The organism is Gardnerella sp. DNF00476 (assembly GCF_049262735.1).
Lineage (GTDB): Bacteria > Actinomycetota > Actinomycetes > Actinomycetales > Bifidobacteriaceae > Bifidobacterium > Bifidobacterium vaginale.
Genome location: NZ_CP058401.1, coordinates 1,412,486 through 1,437,799, shown reverse-complemented (window position 1 = coordinate 1,437,799; position 25,314 = coordinate 1,412,486). Strand labels below are relative to the sequence as shown.

Here is a 25,314-nt window from a genome sequence, read left to right as displayed (position 1 = left end):
GCTCCTGAAATTACGTTTTCTAGCTTCTGCCATATGGCACAACCGTTACATAATAGCGCGAGTTACGGACTCTGCAATTAAATCGCTTTGCCACGTTCTTGCGCCCTGCTCTACAAGAAACTCCTTAACGTTAATATGCTCAATATTATCTTGCCAACAAAGATTGCGAATAATTTGCGGTTTAATAATGATTTCTGTAGGAGTATGCGTATCTTCTGCAATCTTGATTAAAGACTGCTTTACATTTTGTAAGCGCTCATATCTTTTGGGATGATGATCACGCCAATACTTCATAGATCGTGGAGCTGCTTGCGATTCTTGTGCGTCGCTAGAATCCGCAGAATCGCCAGCATCCGCAGAATTGTCAGAATCGCCAGAATCGTTGTAATTGCCATATTTACTACTTGAATCATCAAGCTTAGAAACAATAGCAACTTCCCCACTTTTAGCGCGACTAATCGCGTCTTCTATAACAACTTTCCACACATTTGGCTTGATTTTGCGCTGAATCGGAGCATAACGTTCAAACATCTTGTCTTGCTCGCTGCCCGTGTGAATCCTAACGCGTTCGTTAAGAATGCGAATTGAGCGAAACTCCCTAGAATTACTTGGTTTTCGCTTTCCTGCTTCAATAATCGCAGCATCCGAAAGCAATAGAGTTGGCGCAATATCGTATTGACAAGCAAGCTCATCTCGCTTTTGCCAAAGCTCTTTTGCAATCATTAAGCCGACTTTATCGTGCATAAGAACGCTTATATGAGATATTCTAAGCCAAGGATTTGGGTGAGGAGACTTCTTTTGAGCACCTTTACTTAATAAGTGTGAAAACTCTTGATTTGCCCATAAAAGCTTGCCTTGCTTTTTTAACTCGCCACTCATTACTTCTTCTAATTCGATTAGCAATTCAACGTCTAAAGCCGCGTAATTTCGCCAATCTCTAGGAAGAGGTCTATATGACCAATCCGCTGCAGAATGTTCTTTTGCAAGAGTAAGCCCCAAATAATATTCAGTTACAGAGCTTAATCCAAATCGCTTTCTACCAAGCAATTTAGCTGCGATTTCTGTATCAAATAAAGCACGCGGACGCAAACCAATATCGAAAAATCCTGGCAAATCTTGCATAGAATCGTGAATAATCCAAGGCGCGTCTCCTACTGCCTTGTTAAATTCATGCCAATCAACGCCAAGTTTTCCTAAAGCTATTGGGTCCAGCAATCCAATTCCTGCACCTTTGCGTTTGAACTGAATCAGCCAATCTTCGTGACCATATCTAAAACCAGATGCGCGCTCTGCGTCTGCAGCCAAAGGCCCCGACCCTGCTGCTAACAAATTACAATATTCTTTATATGCTTCAAGCGTATCAATGACTTCTGGAACTCCTTCTCTAGGCTCTTTTAAGAGCTTTGGTTCCTTATTCAAGAACGCCTCCCGATTTGCATGCTCTAGCCAAAGTCTTACGCTTTTTGCATCTTGCCTTGCAATTTTTTGCAAAATATCCGTAAAAAATATTTAAGCCGTGTTATAGATTGTGCATCTTTTAACACGGCTTCAACTTTCGCACACAACTACGACTAATCAAAATAAATAATCAATTAAATAATCATTTAGATAATCAATCTGTTTTATTATTTACTATTTCTCCATTTATGCGCTTAACAAGTTTAGTTTTAAGGAATCTAGTAAGAGTAAATGCGACTGCCGAAACTAAAACTGTTGGGATAACGTAGAGAGCATGTAAACCTAAATCTCTTATTGGGAAAGTGGCAAGTTCCGTAGCAATAGTTATAGCAATAGATATTATCGGCACTTCAATAAGAGGTTTCTTATCGAAAGCCGCAACGATATTTATCGGCAACAAAATTATCGGCAAAACAATTAAAATAATAAGCGCTGTGCCAAAGCCAAACTGATCGTTACACCGTGCAAAAATAGCTAACGCTAATGCAAAAGCTAATGCAATCCAACAACCTATTCTGCGCTTCATTGCGTATCCTTTCTCTAAAAAGGGTATTTGTATAATTATACAAAATCCTTCAAAAAAATACAATACACAAAGATTGCCTAAAACGCATCGAGGTTCAGTCTAATACACTACAAAACCGTGGTCTTTGAACTGATTTACAACTCGCTCTTTTAATGCTCTAGAAGGTCCTTTTTGATTCTCAAGTGGGTACGGAATCCTAAGCTCATGCCACTTTGGACGGCCTAGTTGATGGAATCCAAGCACGTCAATATGCTCAACAGCATCTCCAAACGAATCGCAAATCTCAGCAACTTTTTCAACATTTTCTTCACTGTCTGTAAGACCTGGAACGAGCACAAAACGCACCCAAATCTTCTTACCAGCCTTCGCTAAGCGCTGACCAAAGTCAATAGTTGGCTGAAGCAAGCCGCCAGTTACTTTTTTATACGTTTCTTCAATACCAGATTTAACATCTAGCAAGCAAAGATCAATGTCGTCAATCATTTCGTCTGTATAATTGCGATTCAAAAAGCCCGAAGTATCTAAGCAAGTATGCACGCCCATTTCTTTTGCTGCACGAAATACTCTAGATACAAAAGCTGGTTGCATCATGGATTCGCCGCCAGAAAATGTGATTCCGCCACCAGTTGCCTTAAAAAGACTTTGATAACGGTCTACTTTTTTAATCATTGCATCTAAGTAGACTGGCTTGCCATCGCGCATTTTCCAAGTATCTGGATTTTGGCAATATTGGCAGCGAAGTGGGCAGCCGCTCATAAAAACAGTCATACGAGTGCCAGGGCCATCAACAGAAGTATTAATATCCCAAGAATGCACAAATCCAATATCGCCAGTTTTAAGAGCAACTAAGCGGTCTTTTCTGTCTAATCCAATTGGAGATTCAAAACCAGAAAGACCACCCATTAAAGTTTGTCGGGCATACTCTTTTGACTCCTTTAACATGTGCTGAGTCGTGGTACGAAATGCTGTGTTTTCAACCATCTATATGCCCTCCTATAACCGTCTTTGGTTTAATTTATTCGATTTTAAAAACTACGTTTATTTTAAAAGCCGCCAGGAGCAAAACCTACTCACTCCCGGCGGCATTCGCAATCAATCAGAATCAGTCAGTAACTGAACCCTGGTGGAATGTACGAGAAATAACGTCGAGCTGCTGCTCCTTAGTGAGCTTTACGAAGTTCACTGCGTAGCCAGAAACGCGAACCGTAAGGTGTGGGTACTTTTCTGGGTGCTCAACAGCGTCTTCAAGCTGTTCCTTGCGCAAAACGTTGATGTTTGCGTGGTACAAGCCGTGACCGTTGCCAGCGTCCAAAATACCAACCAAATTCGTTATACGCTCGTCTTCATCTCTTCCCAAACCATCTGGCGTAATGGTGTTGGTCAAAGAAATACCATCGAGAGCATCATCATAGTCAATCTTGCCAACGGAGAACATGGATGGAAGCATACCGTGAGAATCCATACCATTTTCTGGGTTTGCGCCTGGAGCGTAAGGAGTACCCTTCTTGTGACCAGATGGGAAGGAACCAGTGTTCTTGCCGTATTCAACGTTAGAAGTAATAGTCAAGATAGACTGAGTTGGAACAGCATTACGGTACACAGGCAAACGCTTTACCTGACCCATAACAGTGCTTACAACCCACTTTGCCAAGTCATCAGCACGATCGTCATCGTTACCGTAGATTGGGAACTCTCCAACCGTCTTGTAGCCAACGATTAAGTCGTCTTCTGCGCCTTCGATGTACTCATACTCATGACCTTCAGTGGTCTTAGCATCCTTGTTGTAAATTGGGTAAACCTTTGCATACTTCAAAGCAGCCAAGGAATCTGCAGCAATAGACAAGCCAGACATACCGCAGCCGAGTGTACGATAGACTTCCCTATCGTGCAAAGCCATCTCAATGGACTCGTACGCGTACTTATCATGCATGTAGTGGATGATGTTCAAAGCCTCAATGTAGGTTTCGGAAAGCCATTCCAAAGCCTTCTCGTAATTGGCCTTAACCTTCTCGTAGTCAAGAGTTCCGTCGGCTTCTGGCTTGATTGGGTCAATAACACCCTTATCAATAACCTGCATGCCAGTCATTTCATCGCGGCCACCGTTAATCGCGTAAAGCAATGCCTTTGCGGAGTTAACGCGTGCAGCGAAGAACTGCATTTGCTTACCAACGCGCATTGGGGAAACGCAGCAAGCAATAGCAGCGTCATCGCCCCAGTGCTCACGAATATCTTTATCGGACTCGTACTGAATTGCAGAAGTGTCGATAGAGATTTGTGCGCAGAAACGCTTGTAGGCTTCTGGAAGCTTTGGATCCCAGAAAATAGTGATGTTTGGCTCAGGACCCGGCCCAAGATGCTCAAGAGTCAAAGTGTTGAGCAAACGGAACGAAGTCTTAGTAACAAATGTGCGACCATCATCGCTGAAGCCAGCATCGGACCAAGTTGCCCAATATGGATCTCCAGAGAAGATTGCGTCGTAATCCTTAGTACGCAAGAAGCGAACAATACGAAGCTTCATAACCAAAGCATCAATGATTTCCTGAGCATCGGTTTCGTTGATTAATCCAGCCTTCAAATCACGCTCAAAGTAGCAATCGAAGAATGCGGAAACACGACCGAAGCTCATTGCAGCACCATCCTGGCTCTTAACAGAAGCAAGATAGCCCATGTAAGTCCACTGAACAGCTTCCTTAGCGGTTTGAGCTGGTCGGCTCAAATCCAAGCCATACTCGTTACCCAGGTTAATAAGCTGCTTCAAAGCCTTGATTTGCTCATCATGCTCTTCGCGGAAGCGAATCCAATGCTCAATCTCGGTCTCAGTAAAGTCGTTGCGGTATGGAATCGAATCCTTATCGCGCTTCTTGAACTCAATAAGCATATTTACGCCGTAAAGAGCCACGCGACGATAATCACCGATAATACGACCACGACCATAAGCGTCTGGCAAACCAGTCAAAATCTTATTGTGGCGAGCAATCTTAATATTCTTGGTGTAAACACCAAACACGCCATCGTTATGAGTCTTGCGATAAACGGTGAAAATCTTCTTAATTTCTGGATCTACTTCCTTGCCGGCTTCCTTAATAGCCTGCTCAACCATTCGCCAACCACCGTTTGGCATCATAGCGCGCTTGCAAGGTTCGTCAGTTTGCAAACCAACGATTACGTTATCTACTTCTGGGCTTTCAATGTAGCCTGCTGGCATTGCGTCAATGCCTGCTGGAATATGAGTTTCAACGTCGTATACGCGGCGCTCACGCTCAACTGCCAAGTAATTGTCATCGAGATACTTCCACATATGCTTCGTTTTCTCGGTAGCATTCGCCAAGAAGGATTCGTCGCCTTCGTATGGGGTGTAGTTCTTTAAAATAAAGTCGCGTACGTCAATATCTTTTTCCCAATTGCCGCTTGTAAATCCATCCCACGCTTTTGCACGAAGATCCTCTTCGGTGAGAACGGATGCATCCACTGATGCCATATTTGACTCCTTTCGTATCCACGACGCTTCTTCACGCCGTCTTCTCTACTATGTTAAAGCAATGTTTAAACAGTACACGTCGATTTTTTACTATTTTAAAGTGAGTTACCTCACATTTTATGCTTTTATGTATTCAATTTAGTAAAAAACGCTAGTTTGAATACTCAAACTAGCGCATATGCAATATGTAGTTAATCAACGGATGCTTGCGACTTTTCCCAAGACGTATCCAAGATTTCGTCTACTCTCTAAACGCGGTTGTTACTGGAATTCGCCTATCTCTTCCAAACGCAATCGCACTAACTTTTGGCCCTAACGGATACTGCCTACGCTTCCATTCTGCGCGGTCTACAAGCCTAATAACTGTATCAACTGTGCGCTCATCAAAACCATCTGCAAGCAAATCCGCTCGCCCGTGAGCAAGCTCAATATGAGCTTCCAACACTTTATCTAGCAAATCGTATTCCGGCAAAGAATCAGAATCCTTTTGCCCTGGTCTTAGCTCTGCACTTGGAGGCTTAATAATCGAGTTTACAGGTATAAGAATGCCATCTTTTGGAGCATTGTCTTTAGGAAAATCTTCACTACCAGCAATAGGCAACATTCCAAGACCTACTCCATTTTGAGCAGCACGATTTCGCCATCTAGAAAGCGCCCAAACGCGAGTCTTAAACAAATCTTTAATAGGAGCATACCCTCCTACCGCATCTCCATAAATCGTAGAATAACCGCATGCAAGCTCCGACTTATTGCCAGTAGCTAAAGCCAGCAAACCTTTTGAATTAGAGTACGCCATAACAATCACGCCTCTAACTCGCGCTTGCAAATTTTCTGCAGCAACGCCTTGTAAATCAAGCTGATTTTGGAATGACTTAAAAAGTGGCTCAATGGGCTGAATATCGTAGTGTGCTCCAAGTCGCTTAGCTAAATCGCAAGCGTCGTCTTTAGAACCAAGCGAAGAATACATGCTTGGCATTGAGATTCCCCAAACGTTTTGTCCACCGCAAGCATCTGCCGCCATAGTTGCAACTAGAGCCGAGTCAATTCCGCCAGAAAGTCCTAAGCAAACGCCCTTAAATCCGTTTTTGCGCATGTAATCTCTAAGTCCCAATACACATGCGCAATAAACTTCTTCGTCTGGGTCTAATTTTTGAGCAATCGTTGAGCATTTTTGTGCATCTAAATCTGTATTAAAATCAACAAAACTTAAGTCTTGATCAAACATTTTAGAACGCTCGATCAGGGATCCATCTGCGTTTACTACAAAACTGCCGCCATCAAAAACAAGATCATCTTGAGCACCAACTTGATTTACGTAAACAAGAGGAGCATTAACCTCTTTTGCACGCTTTTGCGCCAGCTTTAAGCGAATATCTGTTTTGCCTTCTTCGTACGGAGAACCGTTGATTGTTACTAAAACATCAATCCCCTCTTTAGAAAGACGCGCAACTGGGCCGCCATCTTGCCAGATGTCTTCGCAAATCGCAAATCCTAATTTTGCGCCTTTAACGTTTAGAATTCCGCAATCATTTCCAGACGAGAAAATTCTAAATTCGTCAAAAACGCCATAATTTGGCAAAAAATGCTTGTCATAAACAAGCTCCACTTTTCCATCATGAATAACAAGTAAACGATTTCTTGGCTTACCTAATTCATCGTCTACACCAACTGTTCCAACAACAACGTATAAGTCACCTAATCCGCTATCTTTTAAGCTTTTTGCAAGACTGTAAGCAGCGTCGCTAGCTGCTTTTCTAAATGTTGCACGCAAAGCAAGGTCTTCGATTGGATACCCTGTTAGTGTCATTTCTGGAAACACAACAATATCGGCGTCTCCCTTACTTGCGTCTTTGCAAAATCGCAATATTTCATCCGTATTTTTGCTTATGTTTCCAACGCAAGTGTCAATTTGAGCTAAAGCTAAACGCAAAGAAGTCATGTTTTTATTATAATCCATGTTGCATAAGCCGCATTGTATAAAGTCATATTGCAATAAAAGCATCCATTAAACAGAAAAATCGCAAAACGCCAATCATAAAAAAACAAGCGAAAAAACAAAAAATCAATCGCAAGTATAAAAAATTAATTGTCACCTATCTGCCTGATTTCATTAGTATTGCTAACTCGTCATAAATTATACAAATAGAAAATAGGTAGCGAAGAAGATACAAAATCGCATATATTGATATTCCGTTGCTAAGAAACAAAAAATCAACGAACAAAAAACATTAAAGGACAAGGGGAAAAATATGAAAATCACAAAGAAGAACACAAAGATTATTGCAGCTTTTACAGCACTAACTGCGATTTTGGGGCTTTCACTAAGCGCATGCGGATCTTCTGCAAATGGAGCAACTAAAGACGATAAGGTGATTAAGGTTGCAGCTTCCCCAACTCCTCACAGCGATATCTTGAACAAAGTAGTTAAGCCAATTTTGCAAAAACAAGGCTATAAGTTGGTTGTTAAGGAATTTACTGACTACGTGCAACCAAATACTGCTGTAGAAGAAGGCGAAGCAGACGCAAACTACCATCAGCATTTGCCATACTTAGATAACTTTAATAAAGAAAGAGGAACGCATATTATTTCTATTGCTGGAATCCACTTTGAACCATTTGGACTTTACCCAGGAAAGACTAAGACAATTAAAGACTTAAAAGATGGCGCAACAGTTGCGGTTCCTAGCGACCCAACCAACGAAGCTCGCGCACTTCTTCTTTTGCAGGACGCAGGTCTTCTTAAGCTAAAGAATCCAAAGGATGTTAATGCAACAAAGAAAGATATTGTTTCTAATCCAAAGAATCTAAAGTTTAAGGAAATAGACGCCGCTTTGGTTCCAACAGTTGTTAAAGACGTTGATTTAGCTGCTCTAAACGGAAACTACGCTATTCAAGCTGGATTTAACCCAACTAAAGATCCTCTTACAAGCGAAAAAGTTGGAGGCGTTGCCGCTAAAACATACGAAAACATTATTGCTGTTAAGAAGGGCTCCGAAAAGCTTGCTAAAATCAAGGCTCTTGTAAAAGCGTTAAAAACAGATACGGTTCGTGATTTTATAAAGAAAAACTACAACGGCGCTGTTTTGCCAGTTTTCTAAGATGATTACAGTGTTCTAACCATAAACAAGTATGAGACATGTGCCTCACAAAAGCATAGAGACGCATGCCTCATGCTTGTTTTTCAAAATCAGTGAGAGATAATATGATTCAAATTGAGCATCTTTATAAAACTTACTCAAGTGGTAAGCAATCGCATGAAGCACTTAACGATATTAATTTAACTATTGAATCAGGCGAAGTGTTTGGTATTTTGGGATCTTCTGGAGCTGGAAAATCATCATTAGTCAGATGCATAAACTTGTTAGAACGTCCAACATCTGGAAGAGTGCTAATAGACGGAAAAGATATTACGGACGCCAAAAATAGAGATTTATCTAAAATAAGATCGAATATTGGAATGATTTTCCAAAACTTTAGTCTTTTTCAACAGCGAACTGTATTACAAAATGTGACTTTTCCTTTGGAACTAAACAACACTCCTAAAGAAAAAAGAGAAGAACGAGCAAAGTATTTACTCGATTTAGTTGGATTAAAAGATTTAGCAAACCGCTACCCTGTTCAGCTTTCTGGCGGACAACAACAAAGAGTTGCAATAGCGAGAGCACTTGCTAATAATCCTTCTATAATGCTTTGTGACGAAGCAACAAGCGCCTTGGATTCAACAACTACAGCACAAATACTTGACTTGCTTAGAAGAATCAACCGAGATCTTAACGTAACACTGGTTATTATTACTCACTCGTTAGCAGTAGCAAGAAATATTTGCGATAGGGTTGCTATGATTGACGGCGGAAAAATCGTAGAAATCGGTGACACTTCAACACTTTTCAAAAATCCTCAAAGCAATATTTTAAAAACGCTTATTGCAGACGAACATGTTGAAAACCATAGGGGAACTAAATCCAATAATAGTAATTCCGAAAATGGAATAACCACTAATAGCGCAACAAACAATGGGGTGAAATAAAAATGCCAGAAAATATTTCACAATTTATAGACGAATATGGAGAACTACTTATTGAAGGCACAAAAGATACAATATCTATGACTTCAATATCTACACTATTCGCATACGTAATAGGATTACCAATAGGAGTTCTTCTTATAACAAGCGCAAAACAAGGAATACGCCCTAATTCATGTTTGAATGCGGTTTTAGGTTGGATTGTAAATATTGTTCGCTCAATACCGTTTATAATCCTACTTGTTGCAATAATTCCACTCACTAGGCTTATTGTTGGAACGTCTTTGGGCGTTTCTGGTGCTATTGTTCCTCTTGTTCTAACAGCTGCACCATTCGTAGCACGAATTGTTGAGCAATCTCTTGCAGAAGTTGATGGAAGTCTTATAGAAGCTGCACAAAGTTTTGGCGCAAGCAATACGCAAATAGTATTCAAAGTATTGCTTTTTGAAAGCTTGCCTTCATTAATTCGTGGAGCGGCATTGACTTTCATTACACTTTTTGGATTCTCTGCAATGGCTGGAACTGTTGGCGCAGGCGGTCTAGGAGATATTGCAATTCGCTACGGATATCAGCGTTACCAATACGATGTTATGAGTGTTGCTGTTATTTTCTGTATTCTTCTTGTGCAAGTAGTACAAACTGTTGGAGATTTAATATCCAATAAAATCAACCATCATGAACGTTGATAATATTCAATAAAAAGTCACAAATAAAAAAGTCACAAATAAAATCCTAGTAGCGTAAGATACAGTAAAATCTATTAATCGCTTCTAGGATTTTCTATTTATCAAATGATCAACCATTCAACATGCCTACGATTTATTAAAAAGCTACTAAATAATGTAGAATGTCTGCGTCACAACATTTTGCAGGGGTGCTTTCTTTTTAAAGAAGGCTGAGATAGGCGAAAACCTGACCCTTCGAACCTGTTAGTTAATACAACGTAGGGAGCAACGATTAAGTATGACCTCAAACTATCCATACGCATCAATGCGTGACCAGTTCAACCTAAACACATGTTTTATTGCAGATCCTAAACTATGCAAAAGTCGCGCACTCACGGATATAGTTGACGACTCTTTACGCGCAGGATCAACATTTATAAGGCTTAATTGTGCGGATGAAAGCGCAAAAGAAATCACATCAATCGCACGAGATATTGCACAAATCATAGAAGATAACGATAAATGTGATTCAGTAACTTTCGTAATAGACGGAAGAGTTGACGTTGTCTGGCAAGCAAGAAATCAAGGAATTAAAGTCGATGGAGTTCATCTTGCACAAAGCGACATGGAACCAAAAGAAGCACGAGCACTTTTAGGAGAAGACACAATAATCGGCTTATCTGTTGAAACAGAAAGTCTTGTTAAGATTATTAATGAACTTCCTGACGGCTGCATTGATTATATTTGTGTAACAGCAATGCATAATCCAGAAGATGGTTGCGAAAACACTACTCCAACTTACGAATTAGAACCAAATCACACTATTTTAGATGAAGCAAAGATTAATACTATTTGCTCAGCAAGCAATTTTCCAGTACTTGTTGGAGGAAGAACATCTTTAGAAGATGTTGAAATGATTGCTCGCAGTAAGGCTGCAGGATTGTTTGTATCTGAAGCATTGTACGCAAGCGAAACACCAGAATCCACAATGAGTGAATTCGTGGAACGCTTTACGCAAATTCGCGGCAATCAAAAGCACGGTTATGCAAAACGCGTTATAATTCAGGAAAAAGCTGATGAGAAAGCTAACAATACGCCAAAGTTCATTAATGCTAAAGAAGCAAAAGATGCTGCAAAATTAGCAAAGCAACAGCGCGTTGATATTACTTCTCGCGGATGTACTCAGAGGGACAAAGCTCATATTCGTAAAACTACGCCAGTTCACTTTGAATATGAATATGGTTCTTACGATTTGGAAGTTCCTTATACAGAAATTAAGCTTTCTGATACTCCAGGCGTTGGCCCTAACCCACCATTTAAGGATTACAACACAGAAGGTCCTAAGTGCGATCCTAAGGAGGGCTTGGCTCCTCTTCGTCTTGATTGGATTAGAGATCGTGGCGATGTTGTTGAATATGAAGGTCGTAGTCGAAATCTTCAAGATGACGGTAAGCGAGCTATTAAGCGAGGAAAAGCTTCTAAAGAATGGCGTGGTCGCACTCATAAGCCGATGAAGGCTGTAAATCATCCTATTACACAGATGTGGTATGCAAGGCATAATATTGTAACTCCAGAAATGCAATATGTTGCAACTCGTGAAAACTGCGATGTGGAACTTGTTCGCTCTGAAGTTGCAGCTGGTCGCGCTGTTATTCCTTGCAATATCAACCACCCTGAAGCAGAACCTATGATTATTGGTTCTCGCTTCTTAACTAAGCTAAACGCAAACATGGGTAATTCTGCTGTAACATCTTCTATTGACGAAGAAGTAGAAAAACTTACGTGGGCTACTAAATGGGGTGCAGATACCGTTATGGATCTTTCCACAGGTAACGATATTCACACAACTCGCGAGTGGATTTTGCGTAACTCCCCTGTTCCGATTGGTACCGTGCCAATGTATCAAGCTTTGGAAAAAGTTGAGGATGATGCTTCTAAGCTCAGCTGGGAGCTTTTCCGCGACACTGTTATTGAACAGTGCGAGCAAGGCGTTGACTACATGACTATTCACGCAGGCGTACTTCTTCGCTACGTGCCTCTTACTGCAAACCGCGTAACTGGTATTGTTTCTCGAGGCGGTTCCATTATGGCTGAATGGTGCTTGCAACACCATCAAGAAAGCTTCTTATACACTCACTTCGAAGAATTATGTGAGATTTTTGCCAAGTACGATGTCGCATTCTCTTTGGGAGATGGTTTACGACCAGGAAGCTTGGCTGATGCAAACGATGCTGCTCAGCTTTCCGAGCTTATGACGCTTGGTGAGCTTACTAAGATTGCTTGGCAACACGATGTTCAGGTTATGATTGAAGGCCCAGGACACGTACCATTTGATACGGTACGCATGAATATTGAAATGGAAAAAGCAATTTGTCAGAATGCTCCATTCTATACTCTTGGTCCTTTAACAACCGATACTGCACCAGGATATGATCACATTACTTCCGCTATCGGCGGCGTTGAAATCGCTCGTTATGGCACGGCAATGCTTTGCTACGTCACTCCTAAAGAGCATTTAGGACTTCCTAATAAGGACGACGTTAAACAAGGTGTTATTGCTTATAAAATTGCTTGTCACGCTGCGGATCTTGCTAAGCATCATCCGCATGCCATGGATAGAGATAACGCTATAAGCAAGGCTCGTTTCGAGTTTCGCTGGCTGGATCAGTTTAATTTAAGCTACGATCCAGATACCGCTATCGCTTTCCATGACGAAACGCTTCCAGCAGAGCCAGCAAAAATGGCTCACTTCTGTTCCATGTGTGGACCAAAATTCTGCTCAATGGCTATTTCTCAGAATATTCGTAAGCGTTTCGGTGGCACAGCTCAACAAGAACAACTTGTTGAAGAAGCCCGCAGTCAGGCTATTGCCGAGGGTATGAAAGAGATGAGTAAAAAGTTCCAGGAATCTGGTTCAACGTTGTATCAAAGCGCTAAAGCGTAGAGTATCTATGTTTTTAAAGCTTTGATATTACGAAAATAAGGCGAGTTTGAGTAGGATTAATCTTGCATTAACTCGCCTTATTTTTTATTTGCAACAGTTTTATTTGCAACAGTTTTGAACAGTCTTTAATATATGGGAAAATCGCATTATGACACTTATCAATATGCATACGTCCGAAGGCGATATAAAGATTAATCTTTTTGACGATAAAGCGCCTATTACAGTAAAAAATTTCGTTGACTTGGCAACTGGCTCAAAAGAGTGGATGAATCCTTTTACGGGAGAAAAATCCAGCGAACCATTCTATGACGGCTTAACATTCCATCGTATTATCAAAGACTTTATGATTCAAGGCGGATGCCCTCTTGGAAACGGAATGGGTGGTCCTGGCTACGAATTTGACGATGAGATTGACCCATCCTTAAAGTTTGATAAACCGTATCTTCTTGCAATGGCAAATGCTGGAAAACAGCGCGGACGAGACGGACGCTTACACGGCACGAATGGATCTCAGTTCTTTATAACTACCGTGCCAACTCCTTGGCTTGATGGTCATCACACCATTTTTGGAGAAGTCGTGGATGATGAATCTAAAGCTGTTGTAGATAAGCTCGAATCTGTTCCAACAGATAGGTCTGATGCCCCACTAGAGCCAGTTGGAATTATATCTATTGAGGTTATTAAGTAATAACATTAATTAAAATAAAGCATAAATAATATAAAATTGCAATAATAAAACTTCCAGCCAAAACATTATTTGACTGGAAGTTTTATTGTTTAGGTTTTCTTGTTTAGTCGCGTTCCATTTTTCTGAGTCGCGGTTCCGCACTATCTTTTGCGCCCGTAATTCTATAAACGTCAAAAACGCCATCAATCTTACGAATTGCAGCAAGAAGAGTGTTCAAATGCTGAGGATCTGCCATTTCAAACGTAAATTGACTTGTAGCAACGCGGTCATCTCCAGTAGCAATCGTTCCCGAAAGAATGTTTACACCATGATCCGAAAGAACTCGCGTAACATCCGAAAGCAAATGCTGACGATCCAAAGCTTCTACTTGAACTTTAACAAGGAACAAGCCTTTATCGCTAGTCCATTGAACAGGAATAACACGCTCCGACTGTGACTTTTGCAAATCAATCATATTCTGGCAATCCGTTCTATGAACAGAAACACCCTGATTTCTAGTTATAAAACCAACAATGTCATCTCCAGGAACAGGCATGCAACAGCGAGCAAGTTTAACCCACACATCTCCAACGCCCTTTACGGAAACACCAAGAACACCATTAGATTTGCGATTACGCTCAACTCTCCTAAGCGGAAGTGCTTCTTCCTGAGCTTCTTCAGCTACTTCTTCACTACCAGCATCTTTAACAAGACGAGAAATAACGTTTTGAGTGGAAACTTGACCTTCGCCAATTGCAGCGTAAACAGCTTCTACATTAGCAGTTATATTAAGCTCTTCTGCAACACCTATTAACGCTTGTGGAGTAAGTAAAGTAGATAAAGGCAAATTACGTTTACGCATAGCTCGCGTAAGCTCGTCTTTACCCTCTTCAATCGCCTCCGAACGGCGTTCCTTGCTAAACCATTGACGAATCTTATTTCTAGCTCTAGGGCTTTTTACAAAGCTGAGCCAATCTCTTGAAGGACCAGCAGTATCAGACTTTGATGTAAGAACTTCTACAGTATCGCCATTGTTAAGCTTAGTGTCAAGTGGCACAAGCTTTCCATTTACGCGAGCGCCCATCATTCTGTGACCAACCTCAGTATGCACAGAATAAGCAAAGTCAACTGGAGTTGCATCTTGCGGAAGAGCAACAATACTTCCCTTTGGAGTAAACACGTAGACTTCCGAAGCTCCAAGATCTTGCTTTAAGGAACCCAAGAATTCGTCAGAATCTGGCGTTTCACTGGTCCAATCTGCAAGCTGCTGAATCCACTTTAAATTATCTAATTCGCTAAGCTCTTTGTTTTCTTCTTGTTCACGCTTAACATCACCTTTATCTGGCTTACTTAAAGCGCGACCAGCTTGTCCATTTGCCTTATACTTCCAGTGAGCAGCAATACCAAATTCAGCACGCCTATGCATGTCCCATGTGCGAATCTGAATCTCCACAGGCTTTCCACCAGGACCTACAACAGTAGTGTGCAAGCTTTGATACATATTTAGCTTAGGCGTTGCTATATAGTCCTTAAAACGTCCAGGAACAGGACTCCAGCGCGCATGAACTGCACCTAATGCAGCATAACAGTCCCGAATAGAATCAACGATTATTCGCACACCTACAAGATCGTAAATATTTTCAAAATCATGACCGCGAACAATCATCTTTTGATAGATTGAAAAATAATCTTTTGGACGCCCCTTAACAGAAGCTTTTACATGTTGCTGGTTTAAATCTTCATTGATTTCTTCTAGAATTTGACGCAAATAAACTTCACGTTGACCAGCTCTACGAGCAACTAAAACTACTATTTCGTTATAAATTTTTGGATATAAAACTTTAAAGCTTAGCTCTTCAAGCTCTGTTTTAATTGCGTTCATGCCGAGTCGATTTGCAAGAGGAGCGTAAACATCTAGAGTTTCACGAGCCTTTTTATGTGAGCTAGATGGCTTAACGTATCTCCATGTACGAGCGTTATGCAAACGATCTGCAAGTTTTACCACCAACACTCGCACATCTCGGCTCATTGCAACAACCATTTTTCTGATTGTTTCCGCCTGAGCGCTTTCTCCATATTCCATTTTTGATATTTTTGTAACACCGTCGACTAATCCTGCAACAGTATCACCAAAATCAGCCCTACACTCTTCTAGCGTATAATCAGTATCTTCAACAGTATCGTGCAATAATCCTGCAGCAACAACTATAGGACCCATTCCTAGGTCAGCTAAAATCTGAGCAACAGCAAGAGGATGAATAATATATGGTTCGCCGGATTTACGCCTTTGACCAGTATGCTGTTTTACGGCTCTAGCATAAGCTTTGTGCAAAATCTCCATATTCTCATCGGGATGATGCCACTTACACATTCGCAATATTGGGCACAATGGGTCTCGCATATCTTCGCTAATTTCACATCCGAGCATGTTAGCGCCCTTAATGTCTTCTTGATTTTCACCCATCGAATATCACCTCCCGATCTATAGTTACTATCCTACCTTGTAAAACAAGCTAAATCATACAATAATCTACATGTCTAATATTAAACACAATAAACTTAATATTAAATACAATAAATCCGACTCAGTCTAATAAACTTAGCTCTGGCCGGATTTATGTAATTTATTGCACTCCAGTAGATCCAAATCCTTTTGTAGATCTATCCGATCCTGGAAGCTGATTTGCCTCAATAAAATTAGCTTCAACATAACGTTGAATAACTAGTTGAGCTATACGATCTCCACGATGGAACTGCACAGCATTGTTCGGATCCATATTTATCAACGGAACCTTAATTTCACCGCGATACCCAGCATCAACGGTTCCTGGCGCATTAAGAACTGTAACACCTTGTTTTACAGCGAGACCAGAACGCGGATGAACTAGAGCAACGTATCCAGCCGGCAAAGCTATAGCAACACCAGTTGGAACCAGAGCACGTTCAAACGGGCGCAAAGTCACATCTTGCGTAGTTCGCAAATCCGCCCCAGCATCGCCAGCATGAGCGTAAGAAATATGTTCCATAGCAGGCTGATTACTATCAGTATCATCCAAATTATCTAAATACTTGATAAGAACTTCTACCTGTTCTGGACCAGTGTAGGTCTCGTCATAAGACATTAGGCTGCGCACTCCTTGCAAACTGGCTGACCGTCTTGAGACATTTGCGCAAGCTGACTACGATGCTTTACTAGGAAGCACTCTGAGCAAATAAATTCATCACCCTGCATTGGTATTACTGTAACAGACGCGTCTTCATTACTTAAATCTGCACCCGGCAACTCGTAATCTTCTGCAATAGCATTCTCATCATCGTCTATATCGTTAGCAGAGCTTTGTGAACCCTTACTCAACGCTTCCAATGACTCCTCGTCTTCGTCTTTACTACGAGGAGAATCATAATCCTGTGCCATTATGGTCCTTTCGTTTTTAAAACTACTTACTAAATCTACTTTTATACTTTTAGCTATCTAATAAAAGCTACCTACGCGCATAGCATACATGAAAGCTACCCCGCATAGAATACTCGCTTTTTTATTCATAGAAAATGGCAAAGAAGGCAGACTATGGACTAAAGTATGTTATAAGTAGCGTTAAAAGCGAGGAAAGTGGTGCACAATGCTTGAAAATCCGCCAAAAGAGGCGAGTTTCGATCATGTGGATAATAATGGCGATTTAATTTTTATTTTTGAAAACACGCCGTTAAAAATTCATGTTGACGACACGCTGGAGCGCGCGATTGCCGAATCAAAAAAACTAACAAATGTTGGTGGCGATAATCAAAACACAGTTAATTCTATTGGTAAATCTGATGATTCGCCAGCTGCTACCACGGCAACACTACCTATATCTCAGATACAAGCACTGATACGTGCTGGTGTCGATCCAGAGCATGTTGCAAAGCGATATAACGTAAGCGAATCTCAAGTTAAAAGATTCTCTAGTGGCGTTGAAACAGAAAAACAGTATGCTATTGAGCAATTCTTAACAGTTCCAGCTCCAAAACAAAGCAATATGAGAACTATTTCAGATTTGATTGAACGAACTCTCGCAAAAGCACACATTGGAATGGAAACTGTAAAATGGCGTGCCACAAGACGCGGACTTGAACCATGGCTTATAACAGCAGAGTTCAACACTGCTACTCGAACAATAAAAGCAGAGTGGACTTGGAATATGCACGACAACTCTATTACATGCGCAAACCCTTCATCTAGATTGTTGCTTGGCGAAGAAGTCATGAACAATGATTCTTCTTCTAAAAAATCACAGTTTGGAGGAGCTTATAGAGACACAGTAAGCATAAACTTCCCATTCGCAAATGATGAGCTTCCAGGAAATTCGATTCGTTCTGCAAGAATAGAACGTGCTGTGAGTCAGTGGGAATCAAGGAATAGCGTTAATCTTGCAAATGTTGCTATTCAAACAGAGGCTGCACAAAAAGAACAAAACAGCAACAATACTAATAATTCTTTAGATGGTTATACAGAAAATCCAATTCTAAGCGATTTGGTATCAAACTCTACTCCATCTAACAATCCAGATAATACAGAACAGTCTTCTGCAAACGTAAAAAACATAGAAGCCGCAGAAACTGCTGCAAATATTGCAAACTCTTCTTCTAATTCTGGAATCTATAAGTCTAAAGAAAATTCAGAAAATGAAGATAGTAGCGAAAATGCGAGCGCAAACATTTCACAAGATAATTCTAGTGAAAATGCGGTAGTCGATTCTTCCAATTCTGCTTCTGCAAAAAGCAAATATGCAAATTCTAAATCAAACACTTTTGGATCAGATTCTGAAGATGCGCATGTTCAAGCAGATAAAACAGTTGCTATAGAAACTCCAAAAACTGAACCAAAACAGCATATGAACGAGCATACTAGGGCTAAGAAGAGCACGAGAGCTGCTGTTCCTAGTTGGGATGAGATTCTTTTTGGAGAGGCTTAATTTATCATAAATCAAGCTATATCAACTAAGCATGGAATATCCATTTCCATGTGACTCATAGAGCCATGAACGCTTGGTAAGCTCATGGCTTTTTCTGTTTCTATCCTAGAATCCACTATGGTTACGGAAGACTTTGCTTGAACAAGAACATCTCCTATAACGCTTAATGCTAACGGGCTGACTTTCCCAAAAACACCATCTTTAACAGCTTGCTCTTTAGTTCTTACACGCGCTTTATCTTGCAAAACGTTAGACCATCTTAACGCAATGTCATCTGGATTTTCGCCATCTTCCGCGTAAAGCATAACAGACCTAGGCTCTCCCCCAACAAGCTTAACTCCTTTAGTAAGACGACTATCTTTTGCAATATCTATTTTCAAATCTGGATTTGATTCAATCATTCCATGGTCTGCAGTAATAACAATCAAAGTGCCTTTTTGACAATTCTTTTTTAAAAGACTCAGTTGCGCGTCTATCTGCTCAAAAGCTGAAACCCAATTCTCAGATTTCCAACCATAATTGTGACCAACTTTATCAATATCTCTAAGGTACAAATACGTTAAACCAGGCGTTTTAGTACTATTTGCAGCATTCATAATTCTTGCTCTAGGAGTTGATCCACTTATGAATTTAGCTCCCCTAAAAGCTGCTTGAGTTAGAGGAGAATCCTCAAATTTTGAAAGACTTACATGATTCGCTCTAACACCTAAATTAGAAAGCGACTCAAATATTGTAGGCTGGCGTTGCAAATCTAATGGATCTGGAGCATCCCTAAATTGGATTAATTGACATAATGCCACCGTTTTAGGATTTTTTTGCGTGTATCCCGTCATTGCAGTAAGACCAGGGCATGTTCCAGTGCCAAAAGTTGCCATTGCTGCAACCGTAGTACTCGGAATACAAGTCTTTATTGGACGCTGATTTGCGCAATCGTTAAGAAGATAGCGCAAATAAGGAGCATGACCTTTTCTAATAGCAAGATTCCAATAGCCAAGTCCGTCTACAAGCACAACAACAGCACTTTTTACTTTAGGAAACCCAAACAAATCTCGCAAAGAATCAGGATTTTTATGGATTTGTGTGCAAATTGGCGATCCTATAGAAGCACTAAGAGCTGGAAGAATCGAAGATAGATGAAGAGCAGATTTAGGATTATTGTACGCGTCACGGATTTTGCTACTTTCAACAAACTTCAACAAGTCATCCAATTGTGGAATCTCAATAGTCATAAGCTACATTGTAGTTAAAAAAGACTACATTAAAGTTAAATTCGAGTTAGCGCTAAAGTTAGATTCAAATCATAAGAAATAACGCAAGAAAAATCGCAAGAAAAATCACCACTAAAATGGCAAGAAAATAAGCATTTAATAAAGTTTTGTGCACATAAATTGGTATTATAAAGGCTTGTAAATCACTTCAAGGAGTTCAAAACCATGCCTTCACGCAGCAAATCAGCAAAACAAACCTTCGACCCTAGAAAGGTTAAGGAAAACATTGTTGAAACGCCGCTTAACGAAGAAATGAGCAAATCATTCCTCGAATACGCATACTCGGTGATTTACGCGCGCGCATTGCCAGACGCTAGAGACGGAATGAAGCCTGTACAGCGCCGAATCGTGTATCAAATGGGAAACATGAACCTTACCCCAGAACACGCATACATGAAGTCTGCTCGCGTTGTAGGCGAAGTTATGGGAAAACTGCATCCGCATGGAGATTCCGCAATTTACGAGGCAATGGTGCGTTTGGCTCAGCCATTTTCTCTTAGACTCCCTCTGGTTGACGGTCATGGAAACTTTGGTTCCTTAGACGACGGTCCTGCAGCATCTAGGTACACGGAAGCGCGACTAGCTCCAGCAGCACTTGGAATGAATGCAGATATAAACGAAGACACTGTTGACTTTGCTCCAAACTATGACAATAAGCTAAAAGAACCAACTGTTCTGCCTGCCGCTATACCAAACTTGCTTGTAAACGGAGCTTCTGGAATCGCAGTTGGAATGGCCACAAATATGGCTACTCACAATCTTGGCGAAGTCGTAGCTGCAGCAAAATACGTTATGAAGCATCCAAATGCTACTCTAGACGATTTAATGCAAATAGTTCCAGGACCAGACTGGCCTGGCGGCGGCATAATTATTGGGCGAAGTGGAATCCGCGAAGCGTACGAAACTGGAAGAGGCGCTTTTACAACTAGATCGAAAACGCATATTGAAAACGTTACAGCGCGCAAAAAGGCGATTATTGTTACCGAATTACCATTTATGGTTGGACCAGAGCGCGTGCTCGAACGCATATCTCAAGGCATAAAAGCGCGCAAACTAGACGGAATATCTGGAGCAATAGACTTAACAGATAGACATAACGGAACGCGAATCGTAATCGAAATAAAAACAGGATTCGACCCAAACGCGGTTCTTGCGCAACTTTTTAAGCACACTCCGCTGCAAGAAAGCTTTACGATTAACAACGTTGCACTAGTTGATGGAAGACCTCACACAATGGGTCTTCGAGAGCTTCTAGACGTGTGGATTTTGCACAGAAGAACCGTTATTAGAAGGCGCAGCGAATTTAGACTAAACAAAGCCAAAGAGAGACTGCACCTTGTAGAAGGATTGCTTCTTGCAATGCTAGACATTGACGAAGTAATTCAAGTAATTAGGTCTTCCGAAGATGCAGAAACCGCAAAATCAAAGCTTATTAGCGTATTTGATTTAGACGAGATTCAAGCGCAATACATTCTTGACTTAAGACTTAGAAGACTTACAAAAATGAGTCGAATCGAGCTAGAAGGCGAAAAAAACGACTTATTGCAAAAAATAGATGAACTTAACGAGATTCTAAGCTCCGCAAGCCAGCTAGACAAAGTTGTGATTGCAGAAATGGATTACGCTGTAAAACAGTGGGATACTCCGCGCAGAACTATTCTTTTAGACGAACAAGAAGACGGCAGCTTTACGCCTGTTTGCACTAAAAACAGTAAAGAAGTTAATTCTGATTCAGCTATGGACGCAGTTATTGCAGCAAATCAATTGACAAATGCCCAGGCAGATGTTGCAGCAGCCGCAAGCGCCGCTCGTAAGTCTGGAGACACTGACGCAACCTCAGCGGCTTTGCAATTAAGCGACGAACCGTGTGCCGTAGCTTTGAGCACATCTGGGCTTATAGCAAGAACTAGTGTTGAAACATTCAATAGATGGCAATCACATTCTTCAAATATCTTTGACACTCCATGCTTAAACGTGTTTACTACTACTACGCGAGCAACATACGCTTTAATAACATCCGCAGGGCGATTAGTAATAGCGCATGTTGCAGACTTGCCACATTTAAATCAAGGAGATGAAAACGTTTCGGAATCTCTTTCCAATGGTGTTAAAGCAAGCGAATTATTAACTTCTACTCAAAGCACAGACCCAATTAGAGGAGAGAAAGTCGTAGCTGCTATTGCGTTGAGCGAATCTGATTCTAAAACTCCTCTCGCAATCGGAACAAAGAATGGCGTTGTAAAACGATGGAATTTTGAATCACCAACAACAATGGATTCTTGGAGCATTATTGACTTAAAAGACAACGATTCAGTAATTAATGCAGCACTTGCTAATGATGAAGATAGGCTTGTGTTTATAAGCAGCGATTCTTCTCTTCTTACATTCGACGCAAAACAAGTTAGACCTCAGGGGCGAAGCTCTGCAGGAATGGCAGGAATTAGGCTTAATGAAGGATGCACTGTTTCTGCTTTTGCTGTAGTTGCTAAAAATGATGTTGAATGGAATTACGAAGAGGGCGAAAATGGTCTATTTTCTGCTTCTGGAAGCGTAGTATTCACTCTTGCTGGAGATAGCGACGCGCTTGCTGGAACAGAAAACGGAGCTGCAAAGATTACGCCGCTAGAAATGTACCCTACAAAGGGTCGCGGCACCGGAGGCGTGCGATCACAGCGATTCCTTAAGGGGCAAAACACGATTTTGGCAGCATACGTTGGAAACTATCCGCTTTACGCGACTACACAACGTGGAGCGAACGTAGAGCTACCTAAGCCAGATATGCGAAGAGACGCTTCAGGAACCGAGTTAGTTTCCCCAATTGCGCATATTGGGTAATCTCTTTACTGCTATAGTTGCGATTTTGTTGCTACAGTGGTAAAGAACTTGAACGATTTACGCATCATGAGGAGCCTTGGATACTTACTCTCGGCAATCTAAAAACTAATGATTCATCAAATAAAATAATCAGCAAAAACACAATAAAATCAAATTCCCCCTGCAAACAACCATACAAGTTACACAACAGGGGGAATTCTTGAATCACAATATCAACACAACATAACTTAGATTCTTACATAAAATCAACCTACTACATGCATATTTAATGCTTGCGGCGAGACTTGAACATAGACAAACCAAAACCAGCAAACAAAGACACAAACAAAGCACTTATAGACATAACCAGTGAAACACCAGTATCAGGCAAATGCTTAGCAGGAGCCTTAACATTGTAATCCTCACCAGCATCAACAGCTTTAAAACGCTGCTCAACAGAACGCTCCACTGGCTTATCCGAAGAATGAACAGGATTCAACACAGGCTGCTCAACAACAGAATACTCTGGATTCTCAGGAACAATCTCAGGAACAGGAATCCACGAATCATCAGGCACATAAGGAACATCAGGAACGTCAGGAACTGGTATTGGCTCAGGTTCAGGAGTTACATCTGGCTCAGGCGCTGGCTCTGGTGTTGGTGTTGGTGTTGGTTCAGGAGTTGGAGATGGCGTAGGTGTATAAATAGCATAAACCGTCATGTCACTTTTTACTGGAGTTTGAGCAGTAAATACTTTGCTTTTATCCTTACCTGTAGAATCAGCATTCCACTCTACAAAAGTATAACCTTCTTTAGATGGTGCCGATGGCATCATCTGACCTGCAACACTGTTTTCACTTATGCTCTTGCCTTCCTTAACTTGCACAGAAGCATAATTTTTATTGCTATCATTAACAAAAGTAACTTTGTAGATCTTAGGTTTAGGAACAATGTTGTAGGTAAAGTGCGAAATACCAATTATCCTAAATTGTCTTTTGATAATATCGTAAAACAGGCACTGACCTTCAAGCTTGCCAGATTTTACTGCTATATATTTGCCTTCTTTATTCTTCTCAAAATAAGATGAATTTTCAATCTGTACTGGAGTACCATCTTCTTTGAATCCTTCCACTACATTAATACTCTGATTGACACCTTCTTTCGTAATTTTAATAGGACTTTTATATTCGTCTCCTACTTCAATAGTGAAAGTTCCAGGATTCTGGTTATCGAACACAGAATCGCCCTTCTGTGGATTATTAGATGGGAATAATTGATACTTAGCCAAATTATCTTTTACATCAATTTCAGTAATTTTATTACCTTGGAAAGCATCGCTACCAATTCCAGAAAGATAATACGGCTTAGAGTCTGAATCGTGCTCTTTGCCCTTGTCATCAATTACGCCTTCAAACACAACTTTTTCAATTTCATTAGCTACAAAAGCACCATTATGTATTGAAATTACACTTTTCGGAATAGTAACAGTTCCCTTAATTTTGTTCCAGCCGAACGCACCGTATTCGATGATTTTAAGAGATTGCGGAAGAGTGACACTTTCTATATAATGTTCACCCTCGATATGCTCATGATTTTTGCCAACTTGTTTCGCTTTACCTGTAAAAGCAACTTCTCCAATTACTTCTATACCTTCTGGAATTACAATATGCGGATTTTTCTTAAGCTTTGCAAGGCCTTTTTCATTAAGTCCTGGAACAATAACATTTTCTGTACCAGCTGGTTTTCCATCATGATCAGTAACAGTAATATCTTTCCTGTACCCAATCTGTTTGCCGTCAGGGGTGATATTAAAGTCGTCACGCGTCCAAGTTAAAGATTCATCATTTGTGCTACTTGAATCAGTTGAAGCTGCTCTGGATTCTTCATATGCAGTTACGCTTCTATCTTCACGATTATTTGTTTGAAGATTAGTATTGCTTACATCAATAAGAGTTTGAGTAAGTTTAGTAGTTTCAAAATTTTCAGTAGCGTCTACAGGTTTAGAAGATTTAACAACATCATTATCAGTTTTTGCAGTTTCGGTAATTTTTGCAGCTTCATTAGAATTGGAGGAATTGATATTTTCAGAGGATTTTACGGAAGTGCTATCTAAAGCCCCCCCCATGCTGGTTTTTACTAGGATTTGTAGCATAAGAGTTTGCGTTAGAAGAATTTACAGTTGTATTAATACCATCACTCACTGAGGTATCGGCAGCATTTGCACTTTGTGCTACACAAAAAGCACACGCAGCAGTAGCAATACCCATCATAGTGCTAGTCAAAATTATGTTAGTTCTCTTACTCATTTTTCCTCCCGCAAAACCAAATTTTCTAGAATAATTACCAAAATAACGGAATCAACACCAAAACAAGTATAATACAGGCATTTAACAGCATTGAATCTTCAGACATTCTACAACTTACAACTTCAATCTCAACAAAATGTAACCAAACTCACAATAAGCTTAATAAATCTTAAACAAACAACCATTAAGCCAACAATCACACAAAAACATTC

The 25,314-nt window shown here is 40.6% G+C and carries 18 protein-coding genes and 1 riboswitch; of the genes, 7 read left to right on the top strand and 11 right to left on the bottom strand.

Annotated elements, in window-relative coordinates; all coding sequences use genetic code 11:
• Positions 1-45 precede the first annotated feature (45 nt).
• From HXT25_RS05745 to HXT25_RS05725, 5 genes are all read right to left on the bottom strand, one after another.
• Positions 46-1,419, bottom strand: a complete 1,374-nt coding sequence (locus HXT25_RS05745; RefSeq protein ID WP_032837391.1) for an HRDC domain-containing protein — start codon at positions 1,417-1,419, stop codon at positions 46-48.
• A 193-nt stretch (positions 1,420-1,612) separates the two neighbouring features.
• A complete protein-coding gene (locus HXT25_RS05740; RefSeq protein WP_004115434.1) occupies positions 1,613-1,984 on the bottom strand; it encodes a hypothetical protein in 372 nt (123 codons plus the stop codon).
• Between the two features lie 99 nt (positions 1,985-2,083).
• On the bottom strand, positions 2,084-2,965 hold the full coding sequence (gene pflA / locus HXT25_RS05735) for a pyruvate formate-lyase-activating protein (protein ID WP_004112608.1): 882 nt from the start codon (positions 2,963-2,965) through the stop codon (positions 2,084-2,086).
• A 121-nt stretch (positions 2,966-3,086) separates the two neighbouring features.
• The gene (gene pflB / locus HXT25_RS05730; protein WP_004112605.1) at positions 3,087-5,462 is read right to left on the bottom strand and encodes a formate C-acetyltransferase; all 2,376 of its coding nucleotides are present in this window, start codon (positions 5,460-5,462) and stop codon (positions 3,087-3,089) included.
• 241 nt (positions 5,463-5,703) lie between these two features.
• On the bottom strand, positions 5,704-7,401 hold the full coding sequence (locus HXT25_RS05725) for an NAD+ synthase (protein WP_422118841.1): 1,698 nt from the start codon (positions 7,399-7,401) through the stop codon (positions 5,704-5,706).
• A 310-nt stretch (positions 7,402-7,711) separates the two neighbouring features.
• On the opposite strand from HXT25_RS05725, the gene HXT25_RS05720 reads away from it, so the two are divergent.
• From HXT25_RS05720 to HXT25_RS05700, 5 genes are all read left to right on the top strand, one after another.
• On the top strand, positions 7,712-8,560 hold the full coding sequence (locus tag HXT25_RS05720) for a MetQ/NlpA family ABC transporter substrate-binding protein (RefSeq protein WP_004125099.1): 849 nt from the start codon (positions 7,712-7,714) through the stop codon (positions 8,558-8,560).
• A gap of 104 nt (positions 8,561-8,664) precedes the next feature.
• Entirely contained in the window at positions 8,665-9,489 is an 825-nt protein-coding gene (locus tag HXT25_RS05715; protein WP_410309925.1) for a methionine ABC transporter ATP-binding protein, read from the top strand.
• A gap of 2 nt (positions 9,490-9,491) precedes the next feature.
• The gene (locus HXT25_RS05710) at positions 9,492-10,172 is read left to right on the top strand and encodes a methionine ABC transporter permease (protein ID WP_410309924.1); all 681 of its coding nucleotides are present in this window, start codon (positions 9,492-9,494) and stop codon (positions 10,170-10,172) included.
• 174 nt (positions 10,173-10,346) lie between these two features.
• Positions 10,347-10,453, top strand: a riboswitch (TPP riboswitch).
• Positions 10,450-13,095: a phosphomethylpyrimidine synthase ThiC gene (gene thiC / locus HXT25_RS05705; RefSeq protein ID WP_422118792.1), complete on the top strand. Its 2,646-nt coding sequence runs from the start codon at positions 10,450-10,452 to the stop codon at positions 13,093-13,095. (Overlaps the previous riboswitch by 4 nt.)
• 148 nt (positions 13,096-13,243) lie before the next feature.
• Entirely contained in the window at positions 13,244-13,783 is a 540-nt protein-coding gene (locus HXT25_RS05700) for a peptidylprolyl isomerase (RefSeq protein WP_020760232.1), read from the top strand.
• Positions 13,784-13,886: 103 nt separating this feature from the next.
• Here HXT25_RS05700 and HXT25_RS05695 read toward each other — a convergent pair whose 3' ends face one another.
• The 3 genes from HXT25_RS05695 to HXT25_RS05685 form a co-directional block, all read right to left on the bottom strand.
• Positions 13,887-16,226: a RelA/SpoT family protein gene (locus HXT25_RS05695; protein WP_410309922.1), complete on the bottom strand. Its 2,340-nt coding sequence runs from the start codon at positions 16,224-16,226 to the stop codon at positions 13,887-13,889.
• A gap of 160 nt (positions 16,227-16,386) precedes the next feature.
• Positions 16,387-16,884 (bottom strand): dUTP diphosphatase, encoded by a 498-nt coding sequence (gene dut, locus HXT25_RS05690; protein WP_004112590.1) that lies wholly within the window; start codon positions 16,882-16,884, stop codon positions 16,387-16,389.
• Complete coding sequence (locus HXT25_RS05685) at positions 16,884-17,177, bottom strand: DUF4193 domain-containing protein (RefSeq protein ID WP_004112589.1); 294 nt, start codon at positions 17,175-17,177, stop codon at positions 16,884-16,886. Before HXT25_RS05685 ends, dut begins: the two co-directional genes overlap by 1 nt.
• Before the next feature lie 205 nt (positions 17,178-17,382).
• Here HXT25_RS05685 and sepH point away from each other — a divergent pair, with 205 nt between their 5' ends.
• Positions 17,383-18,714 (top strand): septation protein SepH, encoded by a 1,332-nt coding sequence (sepH, locus tag HXT25_RS05680; RefSeq protein WP_004112578.1) that lies wholly within the window; start codon positions 17,383-17,385, stop codon positions 18,712-18,714.
• Positions 18,715-18,725: 11 nt separating this feature from the next.
• On the opposite strand, the gene HXT25_RS05675 is transcribed toward sepH, so the two are convergent.
• Positions 18,726-19,943, bottom strand: a complete 1,218-nt coding sequence (locus tag HXT25_RS05675) for an alkaline phosphatase family protein (RefSeq protein WP_422118791.1) — start codon at positions 19,941-19,943, stop codon at positions 18,726-18,728.
• A 204-nt stretch (positions 19,944-20,147) separates the two neighbouring features.
• Here HXT25_RS05675 and HXT25_RS05670 point away from each other — a divergent pair, with 204 nt between their 5' ends.
• Positions 20,148-22,817, top strand: a complete 2,670-nt coding sequence (locus HXT25_RS05670) for a DNA gyrase/topoisomerase IV subunit A (RefSeq protein WP_422118790.1) — start codon at positions 20,148-20,150, stop codon at positions 22,815-22,817.
• A gap of 265 nt (positions 22,818-23,082) precedes the next feature.
• Here HXT25_RS05670 and HXT25_RS05665 read toward each other — a convergent pair whose 3' ends face one another.
• Complete coding sequence (locus HXT25_RS05665) at positions 23,083-24,921, bottom strand: InlB B-repeat-containing protein (RefSeq protein ID WP_422118789.1); 1,839 nt, start codon at positions 24,919-24,921, stop codon at positions 23,083-23,085.
• The gene (locus HXT25_RS05660; RefSeq protein ID WP_422118788.1) at positions 24,902-25,102 is read right to left on the bottom strand and encodes a hypothetical protein; all 201 of its coding nucleotides are present in this window, start codon (positions 25,100-25,102) and stop codon (positions 24,902-24,904) included. The genes HXT25_RS05665 and HXT25_RS05660 overlap by 20 nt, the downstream gene beginning before the upstream one ends.
• Between the last annotated feature and the right edge of the window lie 212 nt (positions 25,103-25,314).

Bases quoted from the DNA above. Each gene is read 5' to 3' on its own strand.
- HXT25_RS05740 (WP_004115434.1), bottom strand. From the start codon at position 1,984: ATGAAGCGCAGAATAGGTTGTTGGATTGCATTAGCTTTTGCATTAGCG.
- pflA (WP_004112608.1), bottom strand. From the start codon at position 2,965: ATGGTTGAAAACACAGCATTTCGTACCACGACTCAGCACATGTTAAAG.
- pflB (WP_004112605.1), bottom strand. From the start codon at position 5,462: ATGGCATCAGTGGATGCATCCGTTCTCACCGAAGAGGATCTTCGTGCA.
- HXT25_RS05725 (WP_422118841.1), bottom strand. From the start codon at position 7,401: ATGACTTCTTTGCGTTTAGCTTTAGCTCAAATTGACACTTGCGTTGGA.
- HXT25_RS05720 (WP_004125099.1), top strand. From the start codon at position 7,712: ATGAAAATCACAAAGAAGAACACAAAGATTATTGCAGCTTTTACAGCA.
- HXT25_RS05715 (WP_410309925.1), top strand. From the start codon at position 8,665: ATGATTCAAATTGAGCATCTTTATAAAACTTACTCAAGTGGTAAGCAA.
- HXT25_RS05710 (WP_410309924.1), top strand. From the start codon at position 9,492: ATGCCAGAAAATATTTCACAATTTATAGACGAATATGGAGAACTACTT.
- thiC (WP_422118792.1), top strand. From the start codon at position 10,450: ATGACCTCAAACTATCCATACGCATCAATGCGTGACCAGTTCAACCTA.
- HXT25_RS05700 (WP_020760232.1), top strand. From the start codon at position 13,244: ATGACACTTATCAATATGCATACGTCCGAAGGCGATATAAAGATTAAT.
- HXT25_RS05695 (WP_410309922.1), bottom strand. From the start codon at position 16,226: ATGGGTGAAAATCAAGAAGACATTAAGGGCGCTAACATGCTCGGATGT.
- dut (WP_004112590.1), bottom strand. From the start codon at position 16,884: ATGTCTTATGACGAGACCTACACTGGTCCAGAACAGGTAGAAGTTCTT.
- HXT25_RS05685 (WP_004112589.1), bottom strand. From the start codon at position 17,177: ATGGCACAGGATTATGATTCTCCTCGTAGTAAAGACGAAGACGAGGAG.
- sepH (WP_004112578.1), top strand. From the start codon at position 17,383: ATGCTTGAAAATCCGCCAAAAGAGGCGAGTTTCGATCATGTGGATAAT.
- HXT25_RS05675 (WP_422118791.1), bottom strand. From the start codon at position 19,943: ATGACTATTGAGATTCCACAATTGGATGACTTGTTGAAGTTTGTTGAA.
- HXT25_RS05670 (WP_422118790.1), top strand. From the start codon at position 20,148: ATGCCTTCACGCAGCAAATCAGCAAAACAAACCTTCGACCCTAGAAAG.
- HXT25_RS05665 (WP_422118789.1), bottom strand. From the start codon at position 24,921: ATGGGGGGGGCTTTAGATAGCACTTCCGTAAAATCCTCTGAAAATATC.
- HXT25_RS05660 (WP_422118788.1), bottom strand. From the start codon at position 25,102: ATGAGTAAGAGAACTAACATAATTTTGACTAGCACTATGATGGGTATT.